Consider the following 13,460-nt stretch of genomic DNA (forward strand, 5'->3'; position numbering starts at 1 on the left):
GTGGTAACACTCGCGCCGGTGCATGCATCTCATTGAATCACAATGCCTTTTCCAAAAGCACTGTTCAAGTTGGGTCTAGGATCTCACTCATCATCACCATATTTTAAAAACTGGAAGATCATGGAGTACGATATGAATAAAATTGGTGAAAAATCTGGAAATGGGTTTAAAGAAGATAAAGATGAAAGAAAATCCATTCAATCAGTTGAAGTTGGGGTACGAGTTTTACTAGCTTTAGTGGAGACCGGAGGAGGTGAAGGGGCCTTTCTCCGCGAAGTGGCAGAACATTCAGGTCTGTCCCGTAGCCAAGCGCACCGATATTTGCTTTCCTTTGTGAATACCGAGGTGGCCGAACAGGACGAAAGGAGCGGTCGGTATTATTTGGGAGGGCTAACCATCCGTCTTGGCTTGGCGGCAATGGCACGGCTGGACACCGTGCGAATAGCCGCTGAGCATTTGAAAGATCTACTGGCAGAAATGAAAACTACTGGCTTGCTTTCCGTGTGGGGCGATTACGGCCCAACTGTCATTCGTTGGATCGATGGTGGAATTCCGCTGTTTACATCTCTGCACACGGGATCGGTCTTGCCATTGCAGACATCATCGGCGGGGATCCTCTTTCTGGCGCATTGCCCTCCTGAACAGACCAGGGAACGGGTCGAACGCGAGCGGGCTGAGGGTATAGTCGTCGATGACCTCAAACTTGCCGCGGAAATTGAGCAAGCTAGGCGGGTGGGTTTCACCAAGACTCGCGGAACTGTCGTACCGGGACTATCTGCGACGTCGGTGCCGGTCCTGGATTCTCAAGATCGCTTGGTCGCGACGATGAGTGTTTTGGCTCGTGCAGAACCAAAGACGTTTTTCAGCAAGGTCAAGATCGATAAGATGATTGATGTAGCGCGCAGTGCAAGCAGGGCCATCGGTTGGCAGGGTTAGGGCCGAAACCAAATTAATCACACTAACAGGGTGAGAAGTAAAAAAGTTGAGGCCGAGGCGTACGCACGCAGCATTGCGCCATTGCGACGTACCTAACCCGGATTATGCATGGGGCTGTGCCTGAAGGGGTGGTGAGAGTAGCGTAAGGTATTGTTCTGCTGTAGGAAAGGATTGATTGGATCAGCCCTGCAGCGAGGCACAAAATGCCACAAGCTACTCCCGCCACCCCTTGGGAGTGTCAGGATTTCCGTGTGCGGGCGGGCATAATAGGTAAAAAGGGAGTCCCACTATGTCTCGACGCAAAGAGCCTGCCATACCGAATGAGCTTCTCGATCAGCTTTTGGCGGGCGGCGCTGCCAGTGCCGCTTTCGAGCAGGGCGGTCTGCTCGATTCGCTGAAGAAGGCGCTGACAGAGCGTGCCCTGAATGCGGAGATGGATCACCACCTCGCTGGCGAAGACGGCGTCGGCAACATGCGCAACGGCTACGGTCGAAAGACGGTAATGACCGACACCGGCAAGTTGGCGATCGACGTGCCGCGCGATCGCCAGTCGAGCTTCGACCCGCAGTTGATCGCCAAGTATCAACGCCGCTTTCCCGGCTTCGACGACAAGATCGTGTCGATGTACGCGCGCGGCATGAGCACCCGCGAGATCACCAGGCACCTGCACGATCTTTACGGCATCGACGTCTCACCCGATTTGATCGTAAGCGCGCATTTCGCAGCACGTTGCTTCCGGAGGCAGAGCGGCCATCATAGTTGACGCTGGACGAGACAGGCCACCGCAACGACGTCGGCGGGTCAGGCGTGTCTTTCGAAGTTGAATGGCAGCAGGTCGTCGATATCGGCGTCGTGAGGTCGCTGGGGCAGTTCAGTGAGGACATGGCGTAGCCACGCGAGAGGCTCGACGCCGCAGGCGCGGCAAGTCAGCATCAGGCTGTAGGTGACGGCACTCGCCCGTGCGCCGTCCACGGTGTCAGAAAAGCCAGGATTTTCTTCCTGTTGCAAAAACCCTGATGTCGCGTTCGAGAAGATTGTTATCGATCGGCATCCTGCCGTCTTCGACGTAGCGCGTCAGGTATTCCCACTGGTTGAGGGTGTAGGATACCGCATCACCAAGCTTGGTGTCGGGCACAACCTTGGGTGCGATGTCATCGAGCCACGCCTTGAGTGCGTCCAGGACCGGGACGCTATGTTTCTGGCGGAAGCGGCGCATGTAGCTGGCTTGTGTAGCTGGCCTGCGTGGGACTGTCAGGAATTTCGTGTGCGGCGAGGCATAATGGGCAACAAGGAGACCCAATATGTCACGACGGAAAGAACCCTCGATACCGAACGACATTCTCGATCAGTTGCTGGCCGGCACTGACGCGGCGGCGGCGCTCAGCCAGGGCGGCTTACTCGATTCCCTGAAGAAGGCTTTTGCCGAACGGGCTCTCAACGCGGAGATGGATCATCATCTCGGGCACGATGACCAGGTCGGCAACAACCGCAATGGCTATGGTCGCAAGACGGTGGCGACCGACAGCGGGCGGATCGAGATCGAGGTGCCGCGCGATCGGGCCGGCAGTTTCGATCCGCAACTGATCGCCAAATACCAGCGGCGCTTCCCCGGCTTCGACGACAAGATCATCTCGATGTATGCGCGCGGCATGAGCACCCGGGAGATCACGGGCCATCTGCGCGAACTATATGGCATTGATGCTTCACCCGATCTGATCAGCACGATCACCGACGCTGTGCTGGAGGAAGTCGCGGCCTGGCAGCAACGCCCGCTGGACCCGGCCTATCCGCTGGTCTTCTTCGATGCGATCCGGGTCAAGATCCGCGATGAGGGCATGGTCCGCAATAAAGCTATCCACATCGCCCTAGGCGTCATGGCCGACGGCACCAAGGTGGTCTTGGGGCTATGGCTGGAACAGAATGAAGGCGCCAAATTCTGGCTGCGCGTCATGAATGAACTGCGCAACCGCGGCGTCGAGGACATCATGCTGGCCGTCGTCGATGGCCTCAAGGGCTTTCCCGACGCCATCACTGCGGTCTTCCCCGAAGCGATGGTTCAGACGTGCATTGTCCATCTGCTGCGCAACTCGATGGATTTTGTGGCGTGGAAAGACCGTAAGGCGCTCGGAACGGCCCTGAAGGCCATCTACCGTGCCGTCGATGCCGCGGCCGCCGAGGAGGCGCTGACGGCCTTCGAGGCCAGCTTCTGGGGCCAGCGCTATCCCGCTATCGGCCAGAGTTGGCGCCGGGCATGGCCCGAGGTCATCCCATTTTTCGCCTTTCCTGATGAGGTCAGGCGGATCGTCTACACCACCAATGCCATCGAGGCCTTGAACTCCAAGCTTCGTCGCGCTGTTCGTGCGCGGGGCCATTTCCCCAATGACGAGGCGGCCACCAAGCTGCTCTATCTGATCTTGAACCGATCGGAAAAAGAGTGGAAAATGCCGCCGCGCGAATGGAACATGGCGAAGGCGCAATTTGCCGTGCTCTTCGGCGAACGTTTCATCAGGGCCATGACGGCCTGATGGTCAACCGCCTCGCCGCACACGAAATTCCTGACAGTCCCGGCCTGCGTTTCTCCCTCATCGGGTATTTCGTCCCGCGCCTGCCTTTCGATCCGGTAGAGCTGGTCGAAGAACTTGAGGGCCTGCGTGGGTGGACCTCGGAACTGGTGTTATCCACCCTGCAGCCTGCGCATTGAAGCAGGGATCAAACCGCAGCCAATGTCGAACCTGAACAGGTGCACGCCCAACAAGCGCAGCGATGCGAGGTATCCACCAACTGTTGATCTGCAAGGGACCAAGATCATAAGAGCCATTGCTGTTACGAACTTCAGCGCCAATCCAGCCCGCTTCCTGATCACGCAATCCCCAAAGCGTTTTCTCGAGCCAGGGCTGACCAAGCGAGGCTTGCCGAATACAGGCGGAGACGGGACGCGACAGCGCGCTGGCCGCATTGCGCCGAGCCGATGTCGTCGCTTGCGATGAAACAGGTGTGCGGATCGAAGGGTGCAATGCCTACCAGTGGGTATTCTGCTCGGCTGAGGCCATCGTCCATACCGCCGACTTTACCCGGGCAGGCCAAGTCGTGCGTGACATCATGAATGGCCACCAGCCCGACGTCTGGATATCGGACCGTTATACCGCCCAGCAAGGGCATGGCCGGCTGCACCAGACGTGTCTCGCCCACCTCGACCGAAAGGCCCGCTTTGTTGCCGAACATGGCAGCGATCTGACAGGCGTGCGTCTTCAGCTCTGGCTTGATCGTGCCTTCAGCCTCGCCCGAAGTATCGCCGAACTGGCCTCTTCCACCGTAAGAAGCCATAAGCGTAAGCTTGAGCGCGACCTCGGCGCCATCCTCGCCAGCGCGACCGATTGTCCGTTGGCCAGTGAACTGCTCGGCCAAATCCGCCGTGCCCGTGACCAATTGCTCACCTTCTGCGACTTTGCCGGAAAGGTCGATGCCACGAACAACGTGAGCGAGCGGGCGCTGAGGCCAAGCGTCATCCAGCGAAAAGTCACCAACGGCTATCGCGCCAAATGGGCTGCGGACGCGGAGGCCGCACTGCGGTCAACCGTCGACACCGCGCGCCTCACCGGACAACTGCCATTCCGCACCATCCTGGGCGCTATCTCCGCCTGAGCGACCCTACGAGGAGGTGGGTAGTTACTTCGAAAGTGTGGGGGTGGTGTACAATACAATACTGATGGCTGCAGTGCATAACAGCCTGGGGATGCCGTATGACCTCATCCGACCCTCCGGATAGCTGTTCCAGGCGCAGTAATCGGATTGGTCGGATCGATGTAAAATGAAAGCACCGGAACCGGGCCATCTTTCAGAAATGCAAAGAGCGCTCTCCCCGAATTGATCTCGGCGGCGGCGCTACGACTGACAGAAGTCCTGCTGTGCGGCTTGGTCCATCCAATGCGGCTCAGGGAGACTCTACACCCTCTGGTCTGGCGCGAAGTACTGAATTCAAATCGATACTCAGGTGGGACGACGCCTGCAAAGCGCTTTGCCTGGGTCAGCTGAACGGCAATTTTGAAGCGAAGCATGGGCAGTGACCTTATCGTTCGGGGCCATGAGAGGTTTCGGGTCGAGGTGCAGGAGAGTGATTTTCCCGGTTGATAGCGTTTTTCGGCGCTCTCCCTTCGGCGCGCGCATGGTCGGGAATGCCTGCGAGAAACCTGTCGAGCACCTGCGCGATGCTCCGGGCACCGTCGGCAAGATGCTCAGCCGCGCCACGGGGTGAGCGGTCACGATAGCGGTGTTGTCGCTCGAGCGCCCGATCGCGCCGCTCGTTTCGGTCTCGCTCCTGCTCGGCCCTCAGACTTGCCAGATGGCCTTCCCGGCGTTTCGATAAGGCATCTACGCGATCAGTCTTCAACCGGCCCAACCCTTCCAAAGAAGACGTCTTCTCTCCTGACTGGCGATCGAGTTTGGCAATCAGTTCCTTGACGTTGTTGGTCCAGAGCCTGGCGCCGAATGCCGCGCGGGTAATGGCAGTGTAGAAATTCTGGGCGTTGACCAGCGGCGATTCGACTGGCGCCAGCACGAAAACGCGCGGATAGGTTTTGGACTGTGCGGAATAGACCGTCTCTGCATAACCATGATCCCAGGTCCGGTGTTCCGACAGATTAACCTGCTGCACGCGCCCATCTCGATCCCATCGTATCGTCGCTACCGGCCCATCAAGTCTTTCAACGGTACCGCGCTCGGCATTGCGCAGACCCAGTTCGCGACTGACGAGCCGCCACTGGATACGGTCGCCCTCCGCGAGGTCCCGTTCTTCAGGATTGAACACATTGATGTGGCGGACCTTCGTCGTCTGCGGATCCCAGCGTATGACGCGCCCCTGATCGTCGACGAGACGCACAACCTGCCGCCCGTTAGCCTCCCGGCCTAGTCCTGCGACCCGATAATCGGCGTGCCGTGCGATACCAAGCCCTGCAATGTCTCGCTCGAGATGCACCACCTGTCCTGCCCCGTAGAAGCGGGCCATATGCTTCTCGATATCCGTCAAGCCCGCCGGGGCCAGGATGGAAAACCGACTATCCAAGGCGGCCAGCCCATTCTCGTTTTTCAGCGCTTCGCGAATCTTACTGTTGACGATCAGCCGGGTCGCATTGTCGAGAACAAGGATATTGGTCCCTGCCCGTGATTCCGGCTTGAGCCGTATCCAGGCATTGACGACCTGCTCCGCCATCTTTTCATTGTCGTCGACGGTGTTGACGCTATCGAGCTTTGCCAATGCCTCGGCAAAGTTCCCAGCGCGCGCGGCGGTAACGGCAGCCTTGATTGATTTTGTTTCCTGCCGAACGGCTTGCGTCAACTCGACCGTCGGCAAGCCCAGCCTCCGCATCAACCAGAAGGGTTTGCCCTGCTCGATCGCCCCGGTCTGTTTCTCATCTCCGAGGAAAAGCAGCCGTGCCCCGGTCGTCCTGCTGATCTCCAGCATCCGCTGGGCCTGGCGGTTGCCGAGCTGCCCTGCTTCATCGAGAACCAGCACATGGCGGTCCGTGCTCCCCTGCCCGCCGCGCGCCACAAAGCTGGCGACAGTATGGGACATGATGTTTGCCTTGCTTCCCAGTTCCGCAGCGGCCGATGATGTGGGTGCCAGCGCGATCAATGTTGTCCCCGGCTCGGCTGCCTCGGCCAGGACTCTCACTAGCGTCGATTTTCCAGAACCGGCAACACCGTGAATCGCCGTGACCCGATCCCGCGTCAGCGCCGTCTCGACAAGTGCGCGCTGCTGCTGCGTGTTCAGCGACGTCCCGTCGAGCACGGCCAGCAAGCGATCGCTGGTGGCGATTGGACGCGCGTCATTGAGGCCAAGCGCGATATGCTGGGTCAATGCCAGCTCCAGACGCCAGGACTTCCGGCTGGTGCGGCCACGGGTCAACACCCTGTCACCGGTCTGTTCATGGGTCGGCAGCAATTTGCGCAGGACCTCATGCGCTGCGATCCGGGGACGGATATCGTCGAGCCGGGCTTCACCGACATGGGCAGCAAGACCGGTGCGCAATATATCGCCTAAATTGTTGACCGCCTCGGATGTCTCCAGTTGCCGCAAGCCGAAAAGAGCCGCACGCGACGCATCGCGTTCCGTGGGCACCGGATGCTCCCCTTCCCGACCCCGCGCCAGCGCAGCAACCTCCTGAAGCGTTTCGAGACGCTGGCCTGTCCGCTGATGCCATTGCGCGCCGAGTTCGGCCTCGCCGATCTTCACCTTCGCCTTGCGGGTGGCGTAGAAGGAAGCACGCTGGGCTTTCTGTCCCACCAGACCATGTTCGCGCGCATGGTCTTCAATCGCCTCGGCGCGCTTCGAGAATTGGTCGATCAGGTCCTTGGGCACGCCTTGTATCTCGAACAATCCGGAACGCGGATCAGCTTCGATTTCGTAGCCCGCTTCGCGCAAGCCGAACGCCAGCGCGTTGCGATAGATCTGACCGGCCACACGCTGTTCGCCATACATGACCCGACTTTCAAGGCTTGCCATGGGATCGCCATTCTCGCGGTTCGTCATGTTAAGCACGACAAGATGCGTATGCAGATGTGGATCAAGTTCCCGGCTGCCATGCTCGGTGAAACGAGCAACCAGAATCCGGCCCGTCGTTTCATGAACAATCTTGCCCTCATCGCGGCGGCGCAACTGCGCCTGCTCCTCCAGATAGGAAATAGCTGCGGTCACCCCGTCCTCATGGGCGGCAAGCACGCGTTCGTCGCCTGCCACGAGCCCCATGATCGAAACCGACTTGGGCGCGTTGACCGCAAAATCCCAACCGGGGTGATGCTGAATTTCGCCATTCTCGCGGTGCCGCCCGAGTTGTTGATCGCCGACTTTTCCAGCAAGTAGGTCGCGCAACAGCTTTGGATCAACAGCGCCGGAGAGGCCGAGATCGGCTGCCAGCTTCCCACCCCATGCAGACGGTTCATTGCCGCCCTTGGTGTAGTAATCGCCAACCGTGTAGTAGCGGGCTATATTGGCTGGTGTGCCATGGAGACGTTGCGGCTGGATCATGCTGGCCTCGCCCGCTCACGCGGTCCGTCATCCCGGCCATGCTGGACAAGATCGGACCGGATTTCTCCCTGCCTGCCGGCAAGGATCGTCCAAAGGGTGCGGGCGGGCGCAGGAAGCTCGGCATTCTCGTCATTGAGCAATATATCTTCCACACGCTGCGGATCGATGTTCGGCGCTGGAGGCGTAAACAGATCCGGCTGGGGTGGTGGCGTCGGGGCGGATTCTGAAGATACCGAAAGCTTCGCTGGCTTACCCTCGCTACGTGTCGGCGGCAAAGATGCCTGCGTGGCTTCCCGCTCCATCGCTTCACGCACACGTGCTTCAGCATGGGCGATGCGAACGAGCATCCCGGCCTTGTCGATCTGAATTGGGGGCGTCGTGCGTTCGAGAAAGGCTGGTCCCAAGGAGGGTACGTCGTTGAACCGGCTATCGAACCGCACCACGGGTAAATTGCGGCCAAAGCGCAGGAAGCCGACCAGGTTGGGCAGGTTGGTGACCTCGGTCGGCATGACCAGCGGCCGCGTTACCTGCATGCGTGACAGATTGACGCCGTCACGCATGTCGTTGACGCCATAGGACATGCCCTCATTGGCCTCGACCTGTTCGACCTGACCAAGGTTGATCGAGACATGCTCGGCGGTATCCGTGTCATTCGCGCGCAGCGCCACCCAGGTCGAGCAATAGCCAGTGATCGCCGCCGCATCATCCTTGCCGTAAGTGGCCTTGAGCTGGGGATAGGACTGGAAGCCCAATATGCCGCAGCCGCCATATTTGCGGGCACGGGCGAGAAAGTCCGAGAGCGACGGCAGCTTATGCAGCGTCGGCAGTTCGTCGATCACGCAATAAAGCCGTCGGTCGCGATCGGGCGTCAGGCTCATGATGGCGCTGATTGCGATGTCGAGCCAGACGGTGATAAGCGGGCGTAGCGAGGGAAGCTGGTCGGCCTTCACGGTGATGAAGAGCCAGCTCCCGTCTGCGCCCTTATCCACCCAGTCGCGGATCGAGAAGCCGTCTTCGGTGTCATCGAGATAACCGAAACTGCGCATGACCGAAGCGAGTTCGGCCTGGATGCCGGCGGATGTCCTTTCGCCTTCGGTGCTGATGAAGGCGGCGGCATCGGTGCCGGTCACGAAGGCGGCAAGGTCTTTCAGTTTCGAGCGCAGCAGACGGTCGAGGAGGACCGAGACATAGGTATGTTTCTGGCGCGCCAGCTTGCGCATGACTGCAACCAGCGTCCCCCGCGCCGCCTTCGCCCAGAAGGGATCGCCATGCTTGTCGGGAATGGTCGATTCCGCGATCTGATCATAATGATAATCGCGTGGCACATCGACCCAGGGCGACCAGCGCGCCGCGCGCTGGTCGAGCGGGTTGAGCAACATGTCAGTGCCCTGCCGATAGAATTTCTCGACGAAGGTACCGGCGGTATCATAGACGATGGCGCGCCGACCCGATTTGCGGATGCCGTCGAGCATGCCGACGATGAGGTTTGTCTTGCCCGTGCCAGGCGCACCGCACAGCAGGATATGCTCAGGCTCATAGGCCTCAGGCACCGGCACATTGCCGATCACCAGAGGTCCCTTGGTCTGTCGCCATAGCGCGCGTTTCACCTGGCGGATCGTACCGAACCTTGCCCCTCGCAAATATTCGTTGGAGCCCAGGCCCCTACCCGTCCGGGTGAAGTAGAACCAGGCCCAGGCGAGCATGACAAGGGTGAACAGGCCAGAGAGCAGTGCGCCATGCAGCAGATAGCCTTCGAACGCATGGAGGGTCTTTTTCGCGAGGGTGGAGGCAACCAGCCAGTCTGCCGATGTCCAGTAGGCCTGGCCTTCGGGGGTGCGAAACTGCACCGGATCATTGGTCCCGGCGGCCGCATCCACCTTGATCGTGGCCTCAGCCAGTTTGACCAGAACGAACCGCTCATATTCGGTCGACTTCTCGAACGCATACCAGAGCGTGCCGATGATCCAGATGATGAAGCCGGCCAATATGGTCTGGTAAAAGACCTGGGTCGTCATGCGGACATTGTGGACGATCGCCTGGCCACCGCGCGTCCAGGAGCCTAATGTGTCGTTGCGAAAGATGCTCATGGGATCTCCTCCCCGCCAAGCAGTCCGCGTTCGGCAAGGATCATTCGGGCTTGCGCCATGCCCTGTTCCAGCGCTTTGGGGGATTGCTGGCCGACGGACGTCGCGACGATTGACAGGATCTGGATCGACGTGGCGAGGATTTCATCCTGGGAGGAGAAAACATAGCGTTTGCGCTCATCGACCGCCTGTTCCAGGAGCTGACGGATGAACCCCGATAAGGACAGGTTCGCGCCGAGCGCACGGCGCATCAAGGCAGCATGCAGCGATTCATCGAGGCGGAAATTAAGCTTGGGCAAGCGAAGGGTCTCCTTATCCGGAGACCTTCGAAAATATCATGAAGCGGTCGCATATTACCGGAATGGCAATATTGGCGCAAGCCGCCCTATCACCAGGTTGATCCAGAGATTTAGTACTGGAGATATGTGTCGACAGGAAAATAGGCTGAGCGGACTCGGTCAGTTGCCTCTGATGATGATAGACGGCGGCGGCGTTCCGCCTGTCTCCTCGCGATGCCGACGGATTTCGCCGATCCCCAGTCTGATCTTCTTGGCTACAACGTCCGACATGCGCCGCACCTCACTGGGCGTATCGAGACCAGGGACGCCCTCCAGAAACTCGGCCAGCAAAATTGTGAGCATCTGACAGACTTCGGCTGAGCCGATATAGAGTGTGTCCCCCTTCCCCGCTTCCGGAGAGTGCTGCCTTTGCGCCGACACTTCGCAGATGGCCTTGACCACCGCCCGGCGTAGGTCGCTGATATATTCCTCGTTCAACTCCGTCATGGCGCTATCCTTTCTGAAGCGGCAAAAAAGACCATGAATTCGGCCAGGATTCAACGGGCGTCGCGCCGACGGGTCCGGCGACACAGCATTCTGGAATCCGCAATGGCGTACGACGCGTATCACGAAATTCCCGCAGTCGTTTCAATAAGATAGGTTGGACCAAGTGACCGTGGTGTTTCGCGTACGACAGCCCACCGGTTCGACGTGAGACGTGTGGTACAGACTTATCTCGATGTTTTCAGGGCATAATGTGGCCGCAGCACCCGTGCGTAGGGTCCATTACAAAACGGCCTTGCGCCGTGCGTCCCGCCTTACGCAGCGCGCTCGCGCTGCGCAGCCTCGTGCCGGTAGGCGCGGGGCACCCTTTCTGCTGTTTTTCAGGCGCCAATATTTGGGTGGTTTGAAGGGTAAAGCTCATGGCCTTGTTCTCCCAGAATAGAAAAATGGGTGCCATGCATCAGGCCCGGTCCCAAAAGCGGGATTACTTTCATCAGGGGATTTAACGACAGGCTTCGCATGCCAGCATCGCCGCCTCGTCGGCGCGCCCTTCACCTCGCTCGTTCCGCAGGAAGCGGCAAGCCGCTCTTGCGTTGGCCCGTCGATATGGCAAAGTTGCGTGTGACGGGCAGGCCATCGGGGAAGGACGATGGAAATGCCGAAGATGACCGAAAGGGATCGGCTTGCCGATCTCGAAACACGTCAGCGCAAGCTGACCGAAGATCTGGAAACCGCCCGCCGCGCTCTGCGGGGCAAATATGCGGCCATGGTGAGCGACGTGCCGATCGAGACGCTGACGGAACGTGAGTTCCGCGAACTTCTGATGCAGGCGATCCGGGTTGGTGGCAGCGCAGCACTGACGGCCCTGAAAAAGTTGCCGCCGGTGACCTGACCCGCCGCGAAGCGGCAATCTGATGATAACCGGCAGAGGTGGGGCATAATGAACCTATTTCTGTCGGTATCAGAGCGCAGGATGAGTATGCGGTCTTCCAGGGCAAATCAGATTGTGATGAAGCATCCCCGTTCTGCACATCGACGAATATCAGCGAAACTTCCCCTGCTCCGATTGTTCCAGATGATAAAGCCATAGGAGGCATTCCGCGCTATGGCCCTCCCTTCCTCTGATGGTCACGCTGAACGTTTTCGCGACGCCCCGCCCTTCCAAACCGCACCCGAAGGGTGTCCCTGCGACGAGCACGGCGAAGCCGCGCGCAGGAGGCCGGGACCGCGCTTGCGGTTCCGCATCGCGCCCGCGACGGGCCCGCTTGCGGGTCCCTGAGCGGGGGCGAGTGCTGCGCTCGAAAAAAGAAATGAGGATCGGCCCGGCAAAGCGGACCGATCCTCTCGGGGCGTCATTGCGCCTCCCATTCCTGATCGCTGAGCCTCACAAACCGCGCCGGGATACGCTTCTCCCTGACCAGTCGCGCAAGGTGCGATTGCAATCCCGACCCTTCGCAAACCAGCGCTTCGACGGGTCGGAGGCCCACCATCTGCTCGTTGCGGACAAACCCCGCCCGCTTGCCAAGCTTTGCGCTGAGCCGGAATGTTATGAGCGTCACTTTGCGCGATGCTGCCCACGCTGCGGCCATGGCGTCGCATCCCTTGTCCTGCGCGGTCGTCGCCAGCACCATCGTCGGATTTCGGGATTTGGCTTCATCGAGCTTGCCCCAGATGAGACGGTCGTCAAACCAGCATTCCGCTCCTCCTGAGAAGATCACGATGGGTCCTTGCGGGTTATGCGCGTCGGTTCTGCGCTGGCGACGGGCGGCGAGGAAATCGGTGGCGGCAATCACCGACGCGGCGCGCTTGCTCGACACCAGCGAGCCCCTCGGCGCGGACCATGGCCGCCCGGTTTCAGCGTGGAAGACGTCGGCGGCATGGTCGCGCATGCACCGCAGCGCATCGGTAGCTTCGTCAAGATATTCAAGTTCGTCGCGTGCCTGCTCGAGTTCGACACTGTGGATTTCGCTGCCATCGGCGCGACGCAGCAGGTCCTGAACCTGCCGTGTCGCCTTGTCGGCTTGGCCCTCCCACTGGTCGGCGACGTGATGGAAGCTGTTGACGATACCCCATACCAGGCGTTGCGCGGCGGGTTCCAGGCGCGTGTCCCGCAGGACATCGAAAAGTGTCGTGACGATCAGTTCGACGGCGAGCTGTGCATCCCTCGGATTGGGCATGTCGGTCGCCATCTCCTCACCGCCTCGCCCGATGCGGACACCATCGAGATCGGACGCGAAGGCGGCGTGGAAATCGTCGGTGGTGGCCGCTGTCTCCTGCGTGATGAATGCGGCAATGTCGGAAAATGTGCGGTTGGACTGGTTGATCTTCGTCATGTGAACCTCCTTTTGAAACGAAAGAGGTTCCCCCTTGAGCACGGGCTCCGAGCGGTGGGGTCAAGGATCGCGGAACGCGACCGGCGAAGCCGGCGATGGGGGTCACGATTTTTTGGGGCGGCCACCATGGCCTTAGGAGAAGCGCCGCGCCTGACCCGCCCCGAAAAATGGTGGGGCCCCGTCGTCCTTGAGGCCGACGCGGTCCCGTGCCACCCTTGGAATTCTTGAGAGAGAGAAGAGGCGTTGCGAATCTGGGGCTCGATGCCCCTGATTCGCAAATGGGTGCCTCCAGACGCTGTCCTCG

Annotated in this window: 10 protein-coding genes and 2 pseudogenes; 6 read left to right on the forward strand and 6 right to left on the reverse strand. The window is 59.9% G+C overall.

Annotated features, from left to right (window positions below; genetic code table 11):
- Positions 1 to 132: 132 nt before the first annotated feature.
- Together V2I08_RS14235 and V2I08_RS14240 are read left to right on the forward strand one after the other, a co-directional pair.
- A complete protein-coding gene (locus V2I08_RS14235; RefSeq protein ID WP_349635713.1) occupies positions 133 to 936 on the forward strand; it encodes an IclR family transcriptional regulator in 804 nt (267 codons plus the stop codon).
- Between the two features lie 289 nt (positions 937 to 1,225).
- Positions 1,226 to 1,642, forward strand: a pseudogene (locus V2I08_RS14240) (transposase); the annotation flags it as partial.
- A 95-nt stretch (positions 1,643 to 1,737) separates the two neighbouring features.
- Here the strand turns inward: V2I08_RS14240 and V2I08_RS14245 are convergent.
- Positions 1,738 to 2,167, reverse strand: a pseudogene (locus V2I08_RS14245) (transposase); the annotation flags it as partial.
- A 70-nt stretch (positions 2,168 to 2,237) separates the two neighbouring features.
- Between V2I08_RS14245 and V2I08_RS14250 the strand changes: the two are divergent.
- From V2I08_RS14250 to V2I08_RS14260, 3 genes are all read left to right on the forward strand, one after another.
- On the forward strand, positions 2,238 to 3,461 hold the full coding sequence (locus tag V2I08_RS14250) for an IS256 family transposase (RefSeq protein ID WP_349635714.1): 1,224 nt from the start codon (positions 2,238 to 2,240) through the stop codon (positions 3,459 to 3,461).
- Complete coding sequence (locus V2I08_RS14255) at positions 3,461 to 3,637, forward strand: hypothetical protein (RefSeq protein ID WP_349635715.1); 177 nt, start codon at positions 3,461 to 3,463, stop codon at positions 3,635 to 3,637. The genes V2I08_RS14250 and V2I08_RS14255 overlap by 1 nt, the downstream gene beginning before the upstream one ends.
- Positions 3,638 to 3,930: 293 nt before the next feature.
- The gene (locus V2I08_RS14260) at positions 3,931 to 4,578 is read left to right on the forward strand and encodes a transposase (protein ID WP_235209790.1); all 648 of its coding nucleotides are present in this window, start codon (positions 3,931 to 3,933) and stop codon (positions 4,576 to 4,578) included.
- Between the two features lie 424 nt (positions 4,579 to 5,002).
- Here V2I08_RS14260 and mobF read toward each other — a convergent pair whose 3' ends face one another.
- The 4 genes from mobF to V2I08_RS14280 form a co-directional block, all read right to left on the reverse strand.
- Positions 5,003 to 7,957: a MobF family relaxase gene (mobF, locus tag V2I08_RS14265; RefSeq protein WP_349635716.1), complete on the reverse strand. Its 2,955-nt coding sequence runs from the start codon at positions 7,955 to 7,957 to the stop codon at positions 5,003 to 5,005.
- Positions 7,954 to 10,044 (reverse strand): type IV secretion system DNA-binding domain-containing protein, encoded by a 2,091-nt coding sequence (locus V2I08_RS14270; protein WP_349635717.1) that lies wholly within the window; start codon positions 10,042 to 10,044, stop codon positions 7,954 to 7,956. The genes mobF and V2I08_RS14270 overlap by 4 nt, the downstream gene beginning before the upstream one ends.
- Positions 10,041 to 10,340: a CopG family transcriptional regulator gene (locus V2I08_RS14275; RefSeq protein ID WP_043152366.1), complete on the reverse strand. Its 300-nt coding sequence runs from the start codon at positions 10,338 to 10,340 to the stop codon at positions 10,041 to 10,043. The genes V2I08_RS14270 and V2I08_RS14275 overlap by 4 nt, the downstream gene beginning before the upstream one ends.
- Before the next feature lie 159 nt (positions 10,341 to 10,499).
- Complete coding sequence (locus tag V2I08_RS14280) at positions 10,500 to 10,826, reverse strand: hypothetical protein (RefSeq protein WP_349635718.1); 327 nt, start codon at positions 10,824 to 10,826, stop codon at positions 10,500 to 10,502.
- A gap of 652 nt (positions 10,827 to 11,478) precedes the next feature.
- On the opposite strand from V2I08_RS14280, the gene V2I08_RS14285 reads away from it, so the two are divergent.
- The gene (locus V2I08_RS14285) at positions 11,479 to 11,715 is read left to right on the forward strand and encodes a hypothetical protein (RefSeq protein WP_349635719.1); all 237 of its coding nucleotides are present in this window, start codon (positions 11,479 to 11,481) and stop codon (positions 11,713 to 11,715) included.
- Between the two features lie 460 nt (positions 11,716 to 12,175).
- On the opposite strand, the gene V2I08_RS14290 is transcribed toward V2I08_RS14285, so the two are convergent.
- Entirely contained in the window at positions 12,176 to 13,156 is a 981-nt protein-coding gene (locus tag V2I08_RS14290; RefSeq protein ID WP_349635720.1) for an SLOG family protein, read from the reverse strand.
- Positions 13,157 to 13,460: the final 304 nt, after the last annotated feature.

This window comes from Sphingobium sp. MK2 (assembly GCF_040170545.1).
GTDB lineage: Bacteria > Pseudomonadota > Alphaproteobacteria > Sphingomonadales > Sphingomonadaceae > Sphingobium.

Coding starts and splice junctions, on each gene's coding strand:
- V2I08_RS14270 (WP_349635717.1), bottom strand. CDS start 10,044: ATGAGCATCTTTCGCAACGACACATTAGGCTCCTGGACGCGCGGTGGC.
- V2I08_RS14290 (WP_349635720.1), bottom strand. CDS start 13,156: ATGACGAAGATCAACCAGTCCAACCGCACATTTTCCGACATTGCCGCA.
- V2I08_RS14280 (WP_349635718.1), bottom strand. CDS start 10,826: ATGACGGAGTTGAACGAGGAATATATCAGCGACCTACGCCGGGCGGTG.
- V2I08_RS14250 (WP_349635714.1), top strand. CDS start 2,238: ATGTCACGACGGAAAGAACCCTCGATACCGAACGACATTCTCGATCAG.
- mobF (WP_349635716.1), bottom strand. CDS start 7,957: ATGATCCAGCCGCAACGTCTCCATGGCACACCAGCCAATATAGCCCGC.
- V2I08_RS14285 (WP_349635719.1), top strand. CDS start 11,479: ATGCCGAAGATGACCGAAAGGGATCGGCTTGCCGATCTCGAAACACGT.
- V2I08_RS14235 (WP_349635713.1), top strand. CDS start 133: ATGAATAAAATTGGTGAAAAATCTGGAAATGGGTTTAAAGAAGATAAA.
- V2I08_RS14255 (WP_349635715.1), top strand. CDS start 3,461: ATGGTCAACCGCCTCGCCGCACACGAAATTCCTGACAGTCCCGGCCTG.